Annotated in this window: 18 protein-coding genes, 1 riboswitch and 1 other annotated feature; all 18 genes read right to left on the bottom strand. The window is 42.1% G+C overall.

What is annotated here, in order from left to right; translation table 11 throughout:
- Positions 1 to 13 precede the first annotated feature (13 nt).
- Complete coding sequence (locus tag NQ508_RS01725; RefSeq protein ID WP_044920085.1) at positions 14 to 1612, bottom strand: response regulator transcription factor; 1599 nt, start codon at positions 1610 to 1612, stop codon at positions 14 to 16.
- Positions 1613 to 1830: 218 nt separating this feature from the next.
- Positions 1831 to 3483 (bottom strand): ABC transporter permease subunit, encoded by a 1653-nt coding sequence (locus NQ508_RS01720; RefSeq protein ID WP_006427668.1) that lies wholly within the window; start codon positions 3481 to 3483, stop codon positions 1831 to 1833.
- Positions 3484 to 3501: 18 nt separating this feature from the next.
- A complete protein-coding gene (locus tag NQ508_RS01715; protein ID WP_022416308.1) occupies positions 3502 to 5010 on the bottom strand; it encodes a sugar ABC transporter ATP-binding protein in 1509 nt (502 codons plus the stop codon).
- 85 nt (positions 5011 to 5095) lie between these two features.
- Positions 5096 to 6379, bottom strand: a complete 1284-nt coding sequence (locus NQ508_RS01710) for a substrate-binding domain-containing protein (RefSeq protein WP_044920073.1) — start codon at positions 6377 to 6379, stop codon at positions 5096 to 5098.
- 272 nt (positions 6380 to 6651) lie between these two features.
- Entirely contained in the window at positions 6652 to 8349 is a 1698-nt protein-coding gene (locus NQ508_RS01705; protein ID WP_006427671.1) for a carbon starvation CstA family protein, read from the bottom strand.
- Between the two features lie 67 nt (positions 8350 to 8416).
- Positions 8417 to 8696: a binding site (T-box leader), on the bottom strand.
- A 113-nt stretch (positions 8697 to 8809) separates the two neighbouring features.
- Positions 8810 to 9454, bottom strand: a complete 645-nt coding sequence (locus NQ508_RS01700) for an HAD family hydrolase (RefSeq protein WP_006427672.1) — start codon at positions 9452 to 9454, stop codon at positions 8810 to 8812.
- A gap of 13 nt (positions 9455 to 9467) precedes the next feature.
- Positions 9468 to 9941: a 6,7-dimethyl-8-ribityllumazine synthase gene (ribH, locus tag NQ508_RS01695; RefSeq protein ID WP_006427673.1), complete on the bottom strand. Its 474-nt coding sequence runs from the start codon at positions 9939 to 9941 to the stop codon at positions 9468 to 9470.
- A 32-nt stretch (positions 9942 to 9973) separates the two neighbouring features.
- The gene (locus tag NQ508_RS01690; protein WP_006427674.1) at positions 9974 to 11191 is read right to left on the bottom strand and encodes a bifunctional 3,4-dihydroxy-2-butanone-4-phosphate synthase/GTP cyclohydrolase II; all 1218 of its coding nucleotides are present in this window, start codon (positions 11189 to 11191) and stop codon (positions 9974 to 9976) included.
- 18 nt (positions 11192 to 11209) lie between these two features.
- A complete protein-coding gene (gene ribE / locus NQ508_RS01685; RefSeq protein ID WP_006427675.1) occupies positions 11210 to 11863 on the bottom strand; it encodes a riboflavin synthase in 654 nt (217 codons plus the stop codon).
- A complete protein-coding gene (gene ribD, locus NQ508_RS01680) occupies positions 11845 to 12981 on the bottom strand; it encodes a bifunctional diaminohydroxyphosphoribosylaminopyrimidine deaminase/5-amino-6-(5-phosphoribosylamino)uracil reductase RibD (protein WP_006427676.1) in 1137 nt (378 codons plus the stop codon). Before ribD ends, ribE begins: the two co-directional genes overlap by 19 nt.
- A 164-nt stretch (positions 12982 to 13145) precedes the next feature.
- Positions 13146 to 13260, bottom strand: a riboswitch (FMN riboswitch).
- 257 nt (positions 13261 to 13517) lie between these two features.
- Positions 13518 to 14441, bottom strand: a complete 924-nt coding sequence (locus tag NQ508_RS01675; protein WP_006427678.1) for an alpha/beta fold hydrolase — start codon at positions 14439 to 14441, stop codon at positions 13518 to 13520.
- Between the two features lie 36 nt (positions 14442 to 14477).
- Positions 14478 to 15035 carry an HD domain-containing protein gene (locus NQ508_RS01670; RefSeq protein WP_006427679.1) on the bottom strand — a complete coding sequence of 186 codons (558 nt, stop codon included), beginning with the start codon at positions 15033 to 15035 and terminating at the stop codon, positions 14478 to 14480.
- Positions 15032 to 15487, bottom strand: a complete 456-nt coding sequence (locus NQ508_RS01665) for a C-GCAxxG-C-C family protein (RefSeq protein WP_006427680.1) — start codon at positions 15485 to 15487, stop codon at positions 15032 to 15034. Before NQ508_RS01665 ends, NQ508_RS01670 begins: the two co-directional genes overlap by 4 nt.
- 93 nt (positions 15488 to 15580) lie before the next feature.
- Positions 15581 to 16381, bottom strand: a complete 801-nt coding sequence (locus NQ508_RS01660) for an alpha/beta hydrolase (RefSeq protein WP_006427681.1) — start codon at positions 16379 to 16381, stop codon at positions 15581 to 15583.
- 150 nt (positions 16382 to 16531) lie between these two features.
- On the bottom strand, positions 16532 to 17368 hold the full coding sequence (locus NQ508_RS01655) for an NUDIX hydrolase (RefSeq protein WP_006427683.1): 837 nt from the start codon (positions 17366 to 17368) through the stop codon (positions 16532 to 16534).
- Between the two features lie 224 nt (positions 17369 to 17592).
- Complete coding sequence (locus NQ508_RS01650; RefSeq protein ID WP_006427684.1) at positions 17593 to 18294, bottom strand: hypothetical protein; 702 nt, start codon at positions 18292 to 18294, stop codon at positions 17593 to 17595.
- Positions 18295 to 18317: 23 nt separating this feature from the next.
- Positions 18318 to 18659, bottom strand: coding sequence for an arsenate reductase family protein (locus NQ508_RS01645; RefSeq protein WP_006427685.1), 342 nt, complete (start codon positions 18657 to 18659; stop codon positions 18318 to 18320).
- 13 nt (positions 18660 to 18672) lie between these two features.
- Positions 18673 to 19713 (bottom strand): ATP-binding protein, encoded by a 1041-nt coding sequence (locus NQ508_RS01640; RefSeq protein WP_044920075.1) that lies wholly within the window; start codon positions 19711 to 19713, stop codon positions 18673 to 18675.
- Between the last annotated feature and the right edge of the window lie 214 nt (positions 19714 to 19927).

Genomic DNA, 19927 nt, shown 5'->3' with positions numbered 1-19927 from the left:
ACGGATTACTGTTCTACTTTACAGATGCTCTATACTTCGAAGGAGAAACTCCAAACTTCTTTTTAAATACATAACTAAAATAATTGGCATCGAGATACCCCACTTTTTCTGCTATTGTGTAACTTTTCTCATCTGTATTTAATATCATCTCTGCCGCAATATCCATTCTGTAATCTGTTAAATAAGAGATAAACGATTTTCCCGCTTCTTTTTTAAATACAGAAGAAAAATAAGAATTCGATACACCGAGAACCGCACATACCTCGTCCAATGATATATCCGCCTCCATATACCTTTCTTTCACAATGTTCTGTGCTTCCACAATGAGCCGTCTGGCAGAACTGTTTCTTGCACATTTCAGCTTTTCACTGATTGTTTCCGACATCTGCACAATCCATGCTGTCAGTGAACTCTCATCCATCTGCGATACTTTTTCGTAAATATTCTGCATATTACCGGATATTTTATTGAAATCCAGCGAATTATCTGTACAGAACTTAAAAAATCCACTGACTATCTCCATTGTAGCAAGATTATACTGACTCATGGTTTCTGTATTTTTATGAAGCTTTTCCATCTCTCCATGTGCTGCCCGCTCTATCTCTGCCGAATCTCCTATACGAATTGCACGAAATAGCATCTGCATCCTTGACTCTTCTGACTGAACCGGTTTGATCTGTTCCTTCGGAACAATCTCTCCAATATTAATTGCCCGTTTTGTTCCGTATAAAACCCTGTAAGAAACTGCTTCTCTTGCCCTCTCATAGGAAAGACTGATCTCATACAGGCTGTCACACACGGTTCCGATCCCCGCTGTAACAACCGCACCCATGATGCGGTACGCCCACCGGCAGAATCTGTCACAGGCATCTGTTATCTGGGTAATCTTATCTTCCGCATCCAGTTCCAGAATCAGCAGTGTATTTCCCATATATATAAATTCTCGACAGTTCCACTGATTCATCAGTCTCTGCTTGATCTCTCTTTCTACCGACATGGATAAAAGCAGTGGGTTCATGCCTTCGGGCACATGGTTCTCCGATGTGTGGAAGATTACACAGCCAAAGAGAGGTCCTTTCATATCTACCTGATACGCCTGTAAAAATCTTTCATAATCCTTTTTTTCTACTCTTCCTTCAATTAATGAAATAAAAAAATTGGACTGTAATTTCGGAAGTACTTCCTGAAAATAATCATTTAATTTTTTTACATTTAATTTTTCTTCTCTTTCTCTGTCCAGCGTATGTTTCAGATTGGTCAGGCTTTCTGACAATTCTGTTGCATTGACCGGTTTAAGCATATATTCCTTGATTTCCAGATGCACTGCTTCTTTCGCATATTCAAACTCATCAAATCCCGTACAGAGCATGATATAAATATTCGGATATTCCCGATTCAGCCTTCTGGATAACTCTAACCCGTCCATATAAGGCATCTTAATATCCGTCAGCACCACATCCGGCTGGAGTTTTTCTACTAATTCCAGTGCTTTCACCCCATTTGTCGCACTTCCTGCCACCTCAAACCCCAGATCATTCCAATGAATTTTTTTCTCTATCATATCGATGACTTCGGCTTCATCATCTACGAGAATCACTTTATATCGTTCCATCTTTTTCCCCTTCTTCATGGCCGCTATACGTTTATTCCAGTATAACAAATTTACGTCTCTTATAACATATCCAAATACAAAATCTGCCTTCAAAATTTTTTTACTCACAAATTCCTTTCGAACGCATCATGTTGAAAAAAACCGTCCCTTTCATCTTTCCGATGAGCAGGACGGTCTACTTCTTTTTGTATAAACCTGTATAAACAGTCTTTTATTTATTATTTCTTCTGTACATATTTCAGACAGTCAAGTGTTACTGCTGCCAGAATAATGATACCTTCAAAAATAAACTGAAGGTTTGTATCAATACCAAGAACCGTCAAAGAATAGGTCAATGATGTAAAGATCAGTACACCTGTCACAACTCCCGATATCTTACCAATACCACCGGTAAAGGAAACTCCACCAACTACGCAGGCTGCAATGGCGTCCATATCCCATCCCTGTCCGTAAGCGGCACTACCGGATCCAACCATTCGTACACACTCCAGCCATGAACCGAATCCATAAAGGATACCTGCAAGGATAAATGCTCCCATCGTTACTTTAAATACCGAGATTCCTGATACAGCTGCCGCCTCTGGATTTCCACCAACTGCATATAAATTTTTTCCAAATGTTGTCTTATTCCAGATAAACCATACAACAGCAATCGCAACTACTGCCCATAAAATAATCATCGGAAAACGTCCTGCCTGTGGAATAAAAATATTTGGGATTGTCGGATCAATCGCACCAAAAGAAACTCCTTTTGTAGCATATGTAACAAGACCAAAGATGATCAACATATTTGCCATCGTTGAAATAAATGGATGCATCTTAAATCTTGCCATGAAAAATCCGGCTGTCATTGCAAATACAGTTGTGAAAAGTATACACACACATAATGCTAATATAGCTCTTGATGCCGGTGCCATACCCGAAAAATCAAAAACATGTCCAAACACAGTACCTGTGTTAATTCCGTTATGCATGATAATGGTTGCTGTAACCATACCCATACCAACCATACGTCCTACAGAAAGGTCTGTACCTGTCAGAAGGATCAGACCGGCAACTCCAAGTGCAAGGAACATTCGCGGTGAAGCCTGCTGCAAAATGTTAAGGATGTTTGTGGTTGTAAAAAGCTGTGTATTTTTCACGAATGGTGTAATAATACACAATGCGATAAAGATCATGATAATTACAATATACAGACCGTTCTTATACAAGAACTGTGTCATATTAAATGTGTACTTGTAATTTTCAAAATTCTGTGCCTGCTTCTGTGCAAATGTATATTTTGACATTCTGAGCAGATCGATTAGGTGGAACTTATGCATGTATGCATCATGTTTTCTATCCTTGATCTCCTGGATCCTGGATTCATGTGTCATCTGCGCATCATATAATTTATTCTTATATGTGTATTTTTCAGCTTTGATCTCTTCTGCATCTTTCAGGCTGCTGACTGCCTTCTTATGTTCTTCCTGCAGATCCGCTTTTAATTTTTCAAAATTACTGTTTTCCGCTTTTTTCTCTGCTTCGCAGCTCTTTGCAACAATGTTATAATACTCACTGTTGTAATGTTTGGAAAGAAAACTTTCAGCATCTGCGATCAGTTTTGCAATCTGCTGTTTATTTGCATCTTCTGTTGCTTTTGCCTTCTCCAGATTCTTCTTACATTCCCCGATAATCTTATTCTGTTCTTCTTTTGTTAAGTTCTTATTCTCTTTTGCTATTGCAATCTGATTTTTTAAACTGTTGACTTTGTCAGATCCTTCCACACGCAGTGCATCGATCTGCTCCTGTATTTTTCCAACATATTCGTCAATCGGTTTCAAAAGTATTGCTTCTTCTTCTGCCGAAATGATAATGCTTTTTTCTGCCATCTTCCATACCCCTCTCTGTTACAGATATTTTGCACTGAGTCTCAATAATTCTTCCTGGTTCGTCTCTTTTGTATTTACGATTCCGGCCAGTCGTCCGTTTGACATAACACCGATACGGTTCGTAATACCAAGAATCTCCGGCATCTCAGAAGATACAACAATAATTGTTTTCCCCTGCTTTGCCATATTGATGATCAGTTCGTAAATCTCATATTTCGCACCAACATCAATTCCTCGTGTCGGATCATCCATCATGAATACACTCGGTGAACGCTCCAGCCATTTTCCGAAGATTACCTTCTGCTGATTTCCTCCGGAAAGACTTGTGATCATATCATCCGGGCCCATACACTTTGTATGCATGATTTTAATCTCTTCCGCAGTTGCACGTACCATTCTGTCATGTGACAGCACTGCACCATTCTTATAATGGTTCATGTTAGCGATGGTCGTATTAAATGTAATATCGCCTTTTAAGAACAGACCATTAGCTTTTCTTTCTTCTGTGATCAGGGCAAATCCATGATCCATTGCATCTCTCGGCGATGAAAAGTTCATAATCTTTCCATCGTATATTACATTTCCTTCTGCTCTTGTGCGGATTCCGAAAATTGTTTCTAAAAGTTCCGTACGTCCGGCACCAACCAGACCGTAAAATCCAAATATTTCTCCTTTTCTGATATCAAAGGATACATTTTGAATCTTTGGTGCATATTTTGACGAAAGATTCTGTACAGAGAGAATCTTCTCTCCGGGCTCATTGTCAACAGGTGGAAATCTGTTATCCAGCGAGCGCCCAACCATTGCCGATATCAGTTCATTCATATCTGTATCTTTGCACTCTTTTGTCATAACCAGACTACCATCTCTGAGCACAGATATCTCATCACATATATTGAATATCTCATCCATCTTATGTGATATATAAATCAGCGAAATTCCCTGTGCTTTCAACTGACGCATCATCTTGAAAAGTTTCTCAACTTCCGGTGCTGTCAGGGATGAGGTTGGTTCATCCAGTACAATTACTTTGGAATGATAGGAAATAGCTTTTGCAATCTCACACATCTGCCGCTGGGACACAGACATTTTTTTCATTGGCTGTGTCAGATTTGCTGTGATTCCAAGCTGTCTGAAGAGATTTGCAGTTTCCTTTTTCATTCTTCCTTCATCGACAATTCCAAAAGAATTCTTTGGATATCGTCCAAGAAACATATTATCTACAACGCTTCTTTCAAGACATTGGTTCAATTCCTGGTGTACCATCGCTACTCCGTTTTCCAGTGCATCTTTTGGTCCCGAGAAATTTACTTCTCTGCCGTCTAATATAATTGTCCCCTCATCTTTCTGATAAGTACCAAAGAGACATTTCATCATTGTCGATTTTCCGGCACCGTTTTCACCCATAAGTCCCATAATGGTCCCAGGTTTGACATTCAGGTTTATATGTTTCAGAACTTTGTTTCTACCGAACGACTTACTCATGCCATTGATCGATAAGATGTATTTATTCTTATCTACTGTCATAACTCTGCTTCCTTTTCTTGATGAAAGAAGGGTATCATCTCTGACACCCCTCTGCGTTTCATTCATTTACCATTTAACCAGTCTCTTATTTTGAGAGAAGTGATGTGTATGCTGATGCATTGTCTGTCTTAACCATGTTAATTGCAAATGCATCATATTCGTTTGGATTTCCGAGACGGTTTGTGATGTTTGACTCTGTCTGTCCATCTCCACCGATGTAATCAACCTTCAGGTTAAGGAGATCATCATAGTTCTCAAGAAGTGGCTGGTATGTTGAGCTCAGGAAGTTGTCTGATGCATTGTAAATATCAAGCCATACTTTCTTAGATGGACTCTTGCTTGAATCAAGCTGTTTTGACACTTTGTCATAAATCTTTGTTGAATCTGTAAAGTCTTTGTAATTATCAGCTGTTACTGCAACATTTAATGCGTAGTAAGATCTTTCTTCTTCGCTGTATCTGTAATCTTCACCTTCTGTCAGGCAGTTACCGGCATCATCTGCTGTACCAATACCTGTATCCACGTCTGCTCCGTCAAGTGCGTTACGGAGTACTCTTAATGTCAGATAAGCCTGAACATCTGCATGCTGAGAGATTGTTCCGCCGTATCCATCAGCGATTGCTGCAACAGCGTCACTGTTTGCATCATATCCGAATGTAGGAACTTTGTTATCTTTTGCCCATGCATTAAACATTGACATTCCCATACCATCATTGTTAGAAACAACAATATCGATCTGATCTCCGAAAGAAGCTTCCCATGTTCCGATTGCGTTACCTGCTGTAGCCGCATCCCATGTTGCCCCTGCTGAGTTCTTCATTTCCTGAGAAGCAAGCTCACGGACTGTAAATTCTTTTCCGTCTACATCAATCTTAGCATCCTGGACAACTTTTGCTTTTCCGTCTACGTTTGTTCCTGCCGGCTTGGAAGCAACTTCGTCACCATCTTTAACTCCTGTTCCAAGTGCCGCACGAACACCACGTGTACGTGCGATAGAATCATTATGTCCGATGTCACCGATTGCAAGTACGTATCCGATAACTCCATCACCATTTCTGTCAATCTTATCAGCATTTGCTTTGATATAATCAACAACCATCTCTCCCTGAAGTTCTGCTCCCTGATTAGCATCAAATCCTACATAATAAGTATCTTTGTTGAAATTCAACGCTTCTTTGTCCAATTCCCCTGTTGAACTATTAGAAGGTTGACGGTTAAACCAGCAAAGCGGTTTGTCCTTATTGGCTACAGAACTGCTGTCTGAAGATCCTGATGATTTTGAATCACCTGACGAAGATCCTCCGCAGCCTGCCAGTGATAATGCAAGTGTTGCTGCCATCATGAGTGCAAATACTTTTTTCTTTTTCATTTTCTTTCCTCCTGTTTTGTGCGTTTTGTTTTTAATCGCGTCTAACTCATTGACTAATCTCATTATAATAACAACACTATTTTTTTGACATAGAATATTTTTGGATTAATTATCAATATTTTTATATTGACCTATGTTTTTTTATACATTTTATCCAATTGCGCAGAATCTGTCTCTACTATATATAATATAAAACAAAAAAACTGCGATAATAACCTTCACGCTATTACCACAGTTTCTCTTATATGTTCTTATTACGAATAAAATAATGATTAAGCTGTTGCTTTCTTATCATCTGTTTTTTCAAGAAGTTTCTTTACACCCTGGATTGCAACCAACACACCAAGGATCAGAAGCAATACGGCAAAAATCAACTGTAATGTATTTCCAAGATCCAGCCCTGTTGTCAGGAATGCTTTTGTCAGTTTCACGATCGTCATACCAAGTGCTGTAAATGTAACTGCCATCATGAATACCATTGGAATCCAGAGCATACATCCCTGACGTTTTGTCTTCTTAAGGAATACTGCGCAGGCTACCAGTGCCAGTACAGATAACAGCTGGTTGGCTGAACCGAACAGTGGCCAGATCTCTGCATATCCGACTTTGGTCAGGAAATATGCAAGTACCAGTGTAATGATTGTTGCAAAGTATTTATTTGTTACCACTTTCATGAATGGATTCAGATGATCCATATCTGTATCGTCATCGATAAAGAATTCCTGGAACGACAGACGTCCGACTCTGGCTACAGAGTCCAGTGATGTCAATGCAAATGCGGATACTGCCAGGTTAATCAGTGTGAATACAAGTGAATGTGGCAGACCAATAACTGACAGGAAGTTCGCAATCGCTCCGGCGAAAATCTGAGGCTGTGTTGTCAGTCCCTGTGCTGCTGCTTCACCTTTGGCAAAAGATGCAACTGCGATCAGTGCAATAACTGCAAGCATACTTTCCATTAACATTGCTCCGAATGATACAGGAAGCATGTTCTTCTCATTCTTAATCTGTTTGGATGCTGTACCGGAAGATACCAGTGAATGGAAGCCGGAAACCGCACCACAAGCGATCGTTACAAATAAGATTGGGAACATATACTGTCCATCTACGTTAAAGCTTGTGAATGCCTGAAGGTTACAAGATGGATTTGCTACAAATACACCAATAACCGCACCAACGATCATAAAAATCAAAAGGTAACTATTCAGATAGTCACGAGGCTGAAGAAGCGCCCATACAGGAGCGACACTGGCAATCAGGATGTAAACGAAGATGATGAGATGCCATGCATCCAGTCCTACATACATTGGGAAGTGAAGTCCCAGTGCGATTGCTGCTACCAATAATACGATTGCAACCGCTGTATTAATCCACTTGTTGAATTTCGTATACTTCAAAAACATTCCAAGTCCGACTGCTTCTAAGATAAATATCATAGAAGTAGTTGCGACTGCACCGTTAGCTGCAATTTTTGTTACTTTTCCGGCTTCACTTACTGAGAATCCATTAAAAGTTCCGGCTACAACATCAGCAAAAGCTGCAACGACCAGAATACAAAACAGCCAGCAGAATAACAGGAATAATTTCTTACCTAATTTTCCGATATATTCTTCAATGATATATCCGATTGTACGTCCTTTATTCTTTACAGATGCATACATAGATGCGAAATCCTGAACAGCTCCAAAGAATACCCCTCCGATTAAGATCCACAAAAGTACCGGAAGCCATCCGAAGATTGCTGCCTGGATCGGTCCATTGATCGGACCTGCACCTGCGATTGATGCAAACTGGTGACCGAATACGACGTTCGTATCGGCCGGTACATAGTCAACCCCGTCTTCCATCTCATATGCCGGAGTTTTGGCATTTGGGTCAATGCCCCATTTGTTCTGGAGATAACGACCATAAAGAAGATATGCTCCACCAAGCACAACAATGGCAATGATCATCATTAATATTCCACTCATAAAACAATCCCTCTTCTTTCTCTTTAAAGTAAATATATAAAAAAACGCCTTCGCTATCCTTTCGGATAACAAAGGCGGAATATTCTTCCGTGGTACCACTTCGTTTTACTGCAGTCATCACTAACCACAACCACTTGTTACTGTCAAAATATCTAACAGTTTCTTCTGTAACGTGAAGACAACGTCCCGGCTTACTTGATACCTGACTATGTTGATTCTTCCAACCTGTATATTTCAGCGGGATGCTCCTGGGTGATATCATAAAATACTTTCTGCCGTTTCACACCATCCAACGGCTCTCTGAATTCCAGTTAACTTTTATGACGTATCCCTTTCATTGCATTTCTTATTTACTTTTTTTAGCTTACTTAATGTTTTACACTTTTTTCTTGTAAAGCGCAAGAGTGGAATTAAACATAATTTACAAAAATACAGTTCTATTTTTGTGCATTTTTTCACATTATACGATTCCGGTTATCTCTTCTACAGATTTCACAAAATAATCTGCTCCATCCAGTTCTCCCTTCTCACCATAACCATACAGGCATCCGATAAACGGACTTTTACAGGATCTGGCACATTCCAAATCCTGTCTTCTGTCTCCGATCACCAGATAAGGTCCCGGATAGTCCCGGATAACTTCCTGCACGATCTCCGTCTTAGGGCAGAAACCATACGATTCACAGTCATAAAACTGTTCAAACCATCTTTCCATTCGGAATTCTTCCCAATGTGCTTTGCGGTATGCCACTTTACAGTTGCTTAAGATCACAAGATGATATCCTCTGTTCTTCAAAGCTGTAAGCATCTCTTCCGCTCCCGGATACCACACTGCCCGGTGCTTCCTGATCTGCCTGACCATGGAATCTCCCACGATCGCACTCGCCTGATCTTTGTATCTCTGATCTAATTCCGGCAGAAATGTATCCCACATTTCTTTGCTGTTTAAGCCCAGCCATCCTGCGATCTGCGCCGTCTCTATCTTCTGTTCCTCTACAACATTCTGTTCTGCCAACCACTGATAAGCTTCCCTGAACGCCGGCTCATAGATTCCAAGAGTATTATGTATCGTTCCATCATAATCAAAAATGATTGTTTTCACCATCGGCTGCACCTGATTAAAGCTGCTTCATCAGATTTACCATCTCAATTGCGGACAATGCACAGTCATATCCTTTATTTCCTGCTTTACTTCCTGCACGTGCGATAGCCTGTTCGATATTCTCTGTTGTGATTACTCCGAATAATACCGGAATTCCTGTTGCAAGTTCAACCTGCGCGATTCCTTTGGCCGATTCATTACACACCAGATCATAGTGGGAAGTATCCCCGCGGATAACTGCTCCCACGCAGATGACTGCATCATACTTTCCGGACTGTGCCATCTTCTGTGCAGTCAGCGGAATCTCAAATGCTCCCGGTACCCATGCAGCCGTAATGTTCTCTTCTTCTACCCCATGTCTTACCAGCCCGTCGACGGCTCCGCCCAATAACTTATTCACAATGATCTCATTGAATCTGGCAGCCACAATTCCGACTTTCATTCCCTCAGGTGCTACTACTTTTCCTTCTACTAAATTGATCTGTCTCATGATTTCTTCCTCCTGTTATTCATTAAATCTTTTTATAATTCTATTTCTTTGAAAATGTGTCCCATCTTTTCCTGTTTTGTCTTCATATATTTCAGATCATACTTCTGCGGTGGGATCTCCAGCGGTACTCTTTCATTGATCTTCAGCCCAAACCCACCAAGTCCATAGACTTTGTCCGGATTATTGGTCAGAAGTCTCAATGACTTCACTCCGAGATCCGATAATATCTGCGCTCCGATCCAGTACTCTCTGAGATCCGGTGCAAATCCCAACTTTACATTGGCCTCTACCGTATCATATCCCTGCTCCTGCAGTGCATATGCCTTGATCTTATTGAGCAGCCCGATTCCTCTGCCTTCCTGCCTCATGTAAAGAATGATTCCTCTGCCTTCTGCTTCTACCTGACGCATCGCTGTCTGAAGCTGCAGACCACAGTCACATCTGAGCGAGCCAAATGCATCACCTGTCAGGCACTCCGAATGTACCCTGCAAAGTACATCTTCACCGTCTCCGATATCACCTTTTACCAGTGCAAGGTGATGTTCTCCTGTAATATCATTGATATATCCGTGAAGTCTGAAATCTCCATACTGCGTCGGAAGGTCTGCAACCGCCTCTTCTTTTACATGTTTTTCATGGATTCTCATGTAATCCTGAAGATCACGGATCGTAATAAATGTAAGATTATGCTCTTTTGCAAGTTCCCACAACTGTGGTGTACGCATCATTGTGCCATCTTCTTTCATAATCTCACAACACACGCCGCATTCTTTCAATCCAGCCAGTCTCACCAGATCAGTCGTTGCCTCTGTGTGTCCGTTCCGCACCAGGACTCCGCCTTTTCTGGCAATGAGTGGAAATACATGTCCCGGTCTTCTGAAATCTTCCGGCTTCGCATCTTCATCCACACATTTCATGATTGTATAAGAACGTTCTGCTGCCGAAATACCTGTCGTTGTATCAACATGGTCCACTGCAACGGTAAATGCTGTGCTGTGATTATCGGTATTCTCCGCAACCATCGGTGGAAAGTTAAGCCTTGCTGCAATTTCCGCACTCATCGGTGTACAGATAAGCCCTTTCGCATAAGTCGCCATAAAATTGATATTCTCCTGTGTTGCAAACTCTGCTGCACATACCAGATCCCCTTCGTTCTCTCTGTCCGGATCATCTGTAACCAGAATAACCTTTCCTTCCCTCAGATCCCTTAGTGCCTCTTCGATTGTATTGTACTGATTGTTTTGTGACATTCTATTTATCCTCCTGTTCTAAAATCCGAATTCCTGCAAAAATTCCATCGTAATTCCGGATTCTTTTTTCTCTTCTTCACTCTTTCCAAGGCCTAACAGCCTTTCTACGTATTTTCCGATCACATCATTCTCAAGATTCACCGAATCGCCCGGCACTTTTTCCAAAAGCGTTGTTTCTTCTCCTGTATGCGGGATAACCGATACCTGAAATCCCTCTTCCTCTACTTTTGCCACCGTCAGGCTGATGCCATCTATACAGATGGAGCCTTTTTCTACGATCAGATGTAATATCTGCGGCGATGTTCCAATAGATACCCAGATGGCATTCTCCTCCCGGGTCAGAGACCGGATCACACCGGTTCCGTCAATATGACCGCTTACGATATGTCCTCCAAATCTTCCGTCTGCAGCCATCGCCCGTTCCAGATTCACCTGACTTCCGACTTTACAGCTTCCCAGACTGCTTCTCCTGATGGTCTCTGCCATCACATCTGCAGTAAATCCATCCGGCTGAAGTGATGTAACTGTCAGACACACTCCATTGACTGCGATACTGTCACCGATCTTCGTTCTTTCCAATACCTTCTTCGCCTTGACTGCCAGAACTCCCGACTCTCCGGTCAGCTGCATATAGCGGACCGATCCTTTCTCTTCTACGATTCCTGTAAACATGGCCCCTCCTGTTCTTTTTCACATACCTGACAGATTATCCTGATGTCTTCACCGATCCGGCAGATATCCGTACATTTCAGTTTCAATGCTTCTGATGGAAGTCCGATGCCGATTCCTTGCACCGGTGTCTTACTGTTCTTTCCGCCAAATAATTTTGGTGCGATAAAACAGTGTACCTCTTTTACAATTCCTGCCCGCAGTGCACTGTCGTTCAGCGTGCCCCCGCCTTCCAGCAGAATGCTGTCAATGCCCTCATTTCCAAGATATGTCATCAGCTTTTTAAGGTCTATCTGACCTTTTTCATCCGGACAGCAGACAGTATCCACGCCTTTCGCATGTAACCGTTCTATTTTTTCTGTTATTTCTTCGTTCTCTTCCCGTCCTGCATAAGCCACGATTGTCCGGTACTCTTTTGCACTTCTTACGATCTGGCTGTCAAGCGGTATCCTAAGACTGCTGTCGCATACTATTCTGACCGGACTTTTCCATCCTTCTACCCGGACATTCAACATCGGATCATCCGCAAGTACAGTCCCGATACCGGCCATAATACCCATATACCGGTGCCTCATATGCTGCACTTCCTGTCTGGCCGGTTCTCCTGTGATCCACTTCGATGCACCCGTCTTTGTCGCAATTTTCCCATCCAGTGTCATGGCATATTTCATCACTACATACGGTGTCTTCGTCGTAATATAATGGAAGAATACCGGGTTCAGACAGTCACATTCTTCCCGCATAAAATCCTGAACTACTGTAATTCCCGATTCACGCAATATCTGTGCACCTTTTCCTGCCACCTTTGGATTCGGATCCCTGGAACCAATCACCACTTTTTTAATCTTCTGTTCTATGATCGCTTCCGTACACGGCGGTGTCTTGCCATAATGACAGCATGGTTCCAGCGTAACATAGATTGTCGCACCCTCTGCCGATTCTGTAAGCGATGCGATTGCATTGCGCTCTGCATGAAGTTCTCCGCATTTTTTATGATAACCTTCCCCGATGATCCGGCCGTCTTTTACGATCACCGCACCTACCATCGGATTCGGATTTGTCCATCCTTCTCCCTTTTTTGCAAGCTGGATTGCCCGGAGCATGTATTCCTGATCCGTCATTTCTCTTCCTTCTTTCTTAGTTATACAAAAACCCCTGCAGGATACCTACAGGGGAAATGATCTGTTACATATAACTGACAAATGATCTGTTAACCAAAAAAGCTCTGAAATGGATCACCATCTCAGAGCTCAGACACTACATTCATCTATTAAAATAACTGTACCATCATCTTCTTTCATCCAGACTATACTGTCGGCTCCGGAATCACACCGGATCATGCCTCTCGGCCCGCGGGCTTTACCGCCGGTAGGGAATCGCACCCTGCCCTGAAGATTTCGTTTTTTTTATCATAATACTTTATATATCATTTGTAAAGCAAAAGATATCAATGCATTCCAATCAGAGATCAAAAAATAATTTTTTTCAAAAAGGACTCCGGGTTTCATAAAACCGGAGTCCCTGAAAATCAAATTTCCCTTACGTCTTTCTTATCTACACTGATCACGACAATCGCTATCACAAATGCTATTGTACTTTTTATGTCTTTATCTCTATGTTTTTTGAATTATAATCCTTCCCGACACCTAATACATTTTTATAATGCCTTGTCCATGAATGCAATAATACCCGCTTCGACTTCGTTCTTAATCTCAGCATAATTATGTATCTCGTGACGGTATCCCGAGTACAGCTTCGTCGTTACGTTATGTCCGGTCTGTACCAGCCAGTTACTTACCTGATATACACCGACACCATACTCACCTACCGGATCCTGATCTCCCGCAATATTATAGATTGGCATGTCTGTCGGCACTTTTTCGGCCCACTTTGTTCCCTCGATCTGTAACATCATCTGGATGAAATCATATACCGAACGGTTGCTGGTCGGTCTGGTAAATGCATCAAACGGATCATCGGCATGATCCCGCTGTACATACGGATCGGCACAGATCCACTCATTTCCGATGCTGACCTCTCCACAGCGCTCACACATCCATCCCATCAGTTCTCCGGTATATGACGGATCGGATTCTTCTCCATGTCCTGCATCGATCGCTTCTTTTAATTTCTTTCCCGTCTCTTCTGCCCCGCGGAAGATTCCCGTTGTTCCGCAGATAGTTGCCCCGGCCAGTTCGTCCCCGTATTTTGCAATGAAATCTCTTGTGATAAAAGATCCCATGCTGTGTCCGAATAAGAAATATGGCAGATCCGGATATTTTTCACACACGATTCCTTTCAATGTATGCTCGTCTTCCATCATTGTATGCGGTCCTTTGTCTCCCCAGTCGCCCCACACATTATTGACCATTGCTGTCTTCCCATGTCCTACATGATCGTCTGCTGCCACGATATAACCCGCATCCATGAAGGCAGATATCATGTGCAGATAACGTCTGGAATGTTCCCCAAATCCGTGGATCACCTGGACGATTCCCTTCGGTTTGCAAGCCGGAACATAGATCCATCCCTGGACCTGGTCACGTCCGTTGTAGGACGCAAAAGATACTTCGTGTAACATAATGTATTCCTCCTTTTCTATCTTATCCGTACGATTTTAGATTCTTTTATTCTGTACGGTTATAAGCTGTTCTTCAAAAATCCTCTGGTATTCTTCTTCCACCTCACCAAATGCTCTGACCTCATACCTCAGATCAATATGCAATTCGGGCGCTTCGCTCTCCTGTTTCTCTCCCAGAAGAAACGTCAGATCATACCATAGCATTGCCTTATCAATCGCATTCAACTGCATCTTCTCTTCCGGTGTCAGGTCCGAACCGAGAAATTTTTCATAAATCATAGAAAGCATACGTTCTTCGCGTTCATTATATTCCGGCAGTTCCTTCTTAAAAGGCGACGGAACATCCGACATATAACACTCGCTTGCATCGTGAAGCAGGCATGCAAGCACCATCCTATCCGACAGACCTCTCGCCTTTGCCTCTTTTGCACAGCAAATGCAATGTTCCCCGACCGACCAGAACATCTTCACATGACCATTTCCTCTGCATATCAGGGACAGCGCATGTGCAATGTCTGCTATGTCAAATAACTCCGGATCCGGTTCTGTTGGTTTAAAATGTTTTCCTGTGTAGGTCGTAATGTATTCACTCATTTTCTTTTCTGCTCTTTCACATACTCTTCCAGAATCTCCGCTGCCCTTCTGCATGCTTTCACACAAGGTCTGCTCTGATAATACGCTTCCGTTCTGACCGCAGGCTCTTCCAGATCTTCGCCCTTCTCCAGCCCGAGAAGTTCCCGGCAGATCAGGCTTCCTTCCGAAGCTTCAAAGGATCCACAAAGCTTCTGCACAAGTACATAAAGCTGCTTTTTCCCCGCCGCATCTTTCGGATCGTCATATCCGTACAGATCACCGATTACCATGACCATTCCTGTCACGGCTCCGCATACCTCACGCAGCTTGCCAAATCCCGCTCCGAACGGGCTTGCTTTTTTTGCTGCCTCTTCCACTGTTATTCCCAGTTCTTCCGCAAATGCTGCATAGACCGACTGGCTGCAGTTGTAGCCTGTGCGGAAGAGGGATTCTGCTTTGTCTGCTTTGTTCATTGATTTTCACCTCCGGTTGTAATAACATAATCTGTCACACTGTTCTTCTATACTGATTATGATACCATGAAACCTTAACACCCTCAACTTATATTATAAGCCACTTTTCACTCCAAACATCCATTTCACGCCCTTAGCCAGCCTTTTCCCCGCATCTGCAAAATGCCCTCCCGCATTCCACTCTAAAACCACGGATTCCACCATCGAGTCCTCCTGTAACAGCCCTTCCTGCGCCCTGGTCCTGTCACCGACCGCTGCCATTACTTTGTTCTTCGCCTTCTCTTCCTTTCCGCCAAGGCTCAGATACACGCTACATTTACTCTGAATCACATGATTCCTCACATAATGGTCCCAGTCCGGGAACCACAACGAACCCGAACAGCATACAATTCCAGAAAACACGTCACTTTCATAAGCTGCCCATAGCGCGAATAATCCGGCAAGCGAATATCCCATCAGCCAATGTTCCCTGTCTTTCACACCAAAAGTCCGGTCAATATGTGGCACACATTCCTCTGTCAGCCATCTCAGCGTCTTCAGACCTTGTCCGGCGAAGCCTTCCTTCCCGAATACCGCCGCTGCTTCCCAAGGCGAAAAATCCCGATTCCAGTCTTCCACCTGAAATGCGACGAGCAGGAAATTTTGTTCCGGCACAAGTTCCAGTAGAGATTCCCACAGATGTTCTACTTCGTTCTGCTGATGTGGATACATACCCCAGAAGATAACCGGGCCGCCGGTTCCGTTCTGAGCGAGATGTAGTTTGATTCCGTTTATTGACATATCCTGAATCATCCCGGCACTCCTGCCGCTCTTTTCTTTTGTTAGCTCCGTTGTAAGCATTTGCTTTTTCTCTTTATCTTCCATCTGCAATTCTCCTAAATTACAAAGATTCATCTTTATTAATCTCTTCCATATACCCGGCTGTAACAATGCCTGCCGGCAATGCCACAATTGCTCTAAATGTTCTTTTTTCCAAAATTATGAAAAGTATCAAGAATAAAAATTTCATCATTAGTATGCACAGCCCTTTCTTCTTACTAAAGTTTATCTTTTCTCCCGATACAACTTCGCCGGCCGATGCCCGGCATCCCCCGTCATCTCCCCGGTATCTTCTACCAGATCAGCCACTTTTCTTCGAAACGCCGGAACCAGAAGCTTCGTATCCAGCACCGTCTCATGAATCTGCTGCAATTCTCTCAATGTAAACTTCTCCGGTAAAAGCCGGAACGCTATATGCGTCTCCGTAATCCACTTGCGAAGCTGTACGATTGCATCTGCAAGAATCAGCTCGTGGTCAAATGCAAGGTCATCACTTTCTATCGTCTTGAATTTCTTCTTTACATCCCACTTCGAAGTTGTCTCTTCTAATCTTGCATGAAGCTTCTCATCCCCATGTGTCAGACACAGATTCCATATACCGGCTTCTTCCTGAAATGACACATCAAACCACTTTGCATCTGAAGCATCATCTCCTGCCTGGATTATTTCCTGTCCAGCATTGACAAGTGCCATGTATCCATTGCTGATCACCCATCTTCTCGGATCACGGTCTGGATTGCTGTAGGTACCGAACTGTTCCAGGAAATTACAGTTGCAGTTTGTCTCTTCTTTTAATTCACGTTCTGCGGCTTCGCCGATGGTTTCCTTCGGACCAACGAATCCGCCCGGAAGGGCATAACAGCCTTCATATGGTGCCGCACCTCTCTGGATTAAAAGTACCTTTAACTCTTTCTCGGCTATTTTTCTGTAATTATCTTCTTCTTTGTCAAACATTCCGAAAATGACGATATCTGCAGTTACGGATGGTTTTGGATATTTTGAATCATCGTAAGTCTTTACAAATTCTTCGTTAGCCTTTTGCATTTCTGATTTTTTCCGCATGATTACTACCTCTTTCTTTTTTCGTCCTATATTATTATCTTTATGTTAGTATCGCTTTGATAGTATGTCAATATATAAATTTACGCACACGAAAAATGTCATCTCATCTTCTAACGTTCTTCGTGTACGTTTATCCTCTTCAGATACTTCACTACCTTGCTTATTTGTTTTTACTGAATCTTTTCACATATACTCTTTACACATATCTCTTTACGTATATCTTTTTACGTATACTTCTTCCGTGACAACCATTTCTGATCGATACACTTCACTTCCCCATCAAACCGGATATGTAAATGCACCCCGCCAGATCTCTGATTAATCTTCTCCACAATTCCATGTCCGAATTTCGGATGTGTCACTGCATCGCCAAGCTTATACTGAACCACTTCATCTTTTTTCTTCTGTGCAGTCTTCAGTTGCTGATAAGTATCCCGGACCGGCACGGACTTATCATGAATCCTGTTCTTTAATACTTTATCGTAGTCATGATTCATAAGCGCTTCGCCCGCCTTATAATACGGCGTCGGCGCCGCTCCGATTAGAGAACAGCAGTATTTCCAAGCACTTCCGTGTGTTCCCGCCTGCCATTTATACTTTTCGGGAATCTGCATATTGTACTGCATGTAATGGGCGTATTCGTGTTTGAATAAATCTATGCGATCCTCTTTGGACAGCGGATTCTTCACACCATATGCAATAAACAACAGCGAAAAATGAAAATGCTCTTTTTCATGTGCACTTCGTCTAGTGTAAGATCCCAGTGTGTCCGTGTCATATCCAAATGTTATCGGCACTTTTGCACCATTCAAATGGAGTTTTCTGTCCAGTTCTTCATATAGATTTTGTATTAATGCCCGTAAAATCGGGATTTCTTTCTGCAAGCGTTGTCGCAGGAATTGGTCTTCTCGGTTGTAATATGTCATCTTCTCGCACTCTCCATATGCATCTATTTCCAATTCTTCCACACATCCGGCCGATATCCTACCGTTGCCTGCTTTCCATTACGAACAATCGGTGTCTTGATCATCTTTTGATTTTCCAAAATCTTTTCTGCTTTATCTTCCTCTGCAAGATAAGTAATCAACGCAAGCAGATCTTTATCCTTGCACTCCTGATCGATCAGTTTTTCATATCCTCCGACAGCCTGGCATACCGAATTGAATTCACCTTTACTCAGACCTTTTTCTTTCATATCTACGAACTGGTATTTAATTCCGCGCTCTTTGAAAAAGCGTTCTGCTTTTTTGCTGTCGAAGCTTTTCTTGATTCCGAATATTTGTATGTTCATCCTTGTTCCTCTCTCATTCTTCTCTTTCTACGCTATAATATAACTGTTTTGGACTCTTTGGCTTATCTGGAATACTCAACTTAATTACGCCAGCTTCTACTAATGGATTTACATACGTCTGTATAGCATAAGTAACAGAATTTAAACCCAGATAATCACAAATTTCCTTTCTTGTACGCGGTGTTTTACAAAATACTATTAAATTATTTGTTTCTTCATCATTTGACATATCTTCATAATCATTCTTTGATTCTTTATATAGTTTTACAATAAAACTTCCTCTTTCATCCAAGAATTCTGGCTGTCTTAAGTTATATTTCTCCATTTCCATCCGGATTGTTGGAATTCCCGAATACCTGTTTTCTGTTATTCCCAATGTTTCAAGTGCCGATGCAAGTACCGGATTTCTTGTATCCGGTTGAATTTTTCCTAATTGGTCAATAGTGATTCTTCCATATAATCCACCTGGATTATGTATTTCAATCCTGTCTTCAAACATTATAAGTTGAATCGGCATTCCTTCTGTATGAATACTATAATCACGATGTACTAATGCATTTATAATAGCTTCTCTAACCGCTGTTATTGGATAGTCTGTTCTGTCAGTTCTTCGTCCGGTTGTCGGACTTATAATTGTCTTTGTCCGCATATTGCGTTTCACAAATAATAATGCCTCATCCAACATTTCCGGAATTGTTCCTTCTATTCTCTGATTATCCGAGAATCTTTCCCCCATGTCGCCAAGACTTCCTATTGTTCTCCCAGGAATTACAATTGCCGTAATACACAATTGTGGAAAATATGCCTGTGGATATGGACTAAAAAGCAAAGTCGCACTAAGCGTTACTTTCTCTCCTCGCTTTATGCTCATAAGTTCATAAATACTTTCATTATCAAGTGTTGCTAATCTTTGTTTTCCTCTCTTTAACAGTTCAACATAACGATTCAGTTCTTCCTGATCCAATGACATTACTGTTACTCTCGGAACCTCACGGATATCGTCTTGATATTTTCTTCTATATGCTTCATAACTATATATTTCGTATTCTGTCATCGGTTCATTACTATCCCCAATACGGGTATAGGACCCCTTCAACCTTCCACGTCCTTGATAATAGCAAGGTCTGTCTGCCAAATCTATTCCGGGAATTTCAGCAGAAACACTATATTTAAGTTTATGCAAGAAACTTGCATATTCCGCAAAAACAGAGCACTCGCTCCGCATGAGCGGAGCGCTGTTCCGCTAGGAACGGATCATTGCCCTGTTT

It is taken from the genome of Dorea longicatena (assembly GCF_025150085.1).
GTDB lineage: Bacteria > Bacillota > Clostridia > Lachnospirales > Lachnospiraceae > Dorea_A > Dorea_A longicatena.
This window is presented reverse-complemented; position numbering and strand designations above follow the sequence as displayed.

Coding starts and splice junctions, on each gene's coding strand:
- NQ508_RS01725 (WP_044920085.1), bottom strand. CDS start 1,612: ATGGAACGATATAAAGTGATTCTCGTAGATGATGAAGCCGAAGTCATC.
- NQ508_RS01720 (WP_006427668.1), bottom strand. CDS start 3,483: ATGGCAGAAAAAAGCATTATCATTTCGGCAGAAGAAGAAGCAATACTT.
- NQ508_RS01715 (WP_022416308.1), bottom strand. CDS start 5,010: ATGACAGTAGATAAGAATAAATACATCTTATCGATCAATGGCATGAGT.
- NQ508_RS01710 (WP_044920073.1), bottom strand. CDS start 6,379: ATGAAAAAGAAAAAAGTATTTGCACTCATGATGGCAGCAACACTTGCA.
- NQ508_RS01705 (WP_006427671.1), bottom strand. CDS start 8,349: ATGAGTGGAATATTAATGATGATCATTGCCATTGTTGTGCTTGGTGGA.
- NQ508_RS01700 (WP_006427672.1), bottom strand. CDS start 9,454: ATGGTGAAAACAATCATTTTTGATTATGATGGAACGATACATAATACT.
- ribH (WP_006427673.1), bottom strand. CDS start 9,941: ATGAGACAGATCAATTTAGTAGAAGGAAAAGTAGTAGCACCTGAGGGA.
- NQ508_RS01690 (WP_006427674.1), bottom strand. CDS start 11,191: ATGTCACAAAACAATCAGTACAATACAATCGAAGAGGCACTAAGGGAT.
- ribE (WP_006427675.1), bottom strand. CDS start 11,863: ATGTTTACAGGAATCGTAGAAGAGAAAGGATCGGTCCGCTATATGCAG.
- ribD (WP_006427676.1), bottom strand. CDS start 12,981: ATGACGGATCAGGAATACATGCTCCGGGCAATCCAGCTTGCAAAAAAG.
- NQ508_RS01675 (WP_006427678.1), bottom strand. CDS start 14,441: ATGTTACACGAAGTATCTTTTGCGTCCTACAACGGACGTGACCAGGTC.
- NQ508_RS01670 (WP_006427679.1), bottom strand. CDS start 15,035: ATGAGTGAATACATTACGACCTACACAGGAAAACATTTTAAACCAACA.
- NQ508_RS01665 (WP_006427680.1), bottom strand. CDS start 15,487: ATGAACAAAGCAGACAAAGCAGAATCCCTCTTCCGCACAGGCTACAAC.
- NQ508_RS01660 (WP_006427681.1), bottom strand. CDS start 16,381: ATGAATCTTTGTAATTTAGGAGAATTGCAGATGGAAGATAAAGAGAAA.
- NQ508_RS01655 (WP_006427683.1), bottom strand. CDS start 17,368: ATGCGGAAAAAATCAGAAATGCAAAAGGCTAACGAAGAATTTGTAAAG.
- NQ508_RS01650 (WP_006427684.1), bottom strand. CDS start 18,294: ATGACATATTACAACCGAGAAGACCAATTCCTGCGACAACGCTTGCAG.
- NQ508_RS01645 (WP_006427685.1), bottom strand. CDS start 18,659: ATGAACATACAAATATTCGGAATCAAGAAAAGCTTCGACAGCAAAAAA.
- NQ508_RS01640 (WP_044920075.1), bottom strand. CDS start 19,713: ATGACAGAATACGAAATATATAGTTATGAAGCATATAGAAGAAAATAT.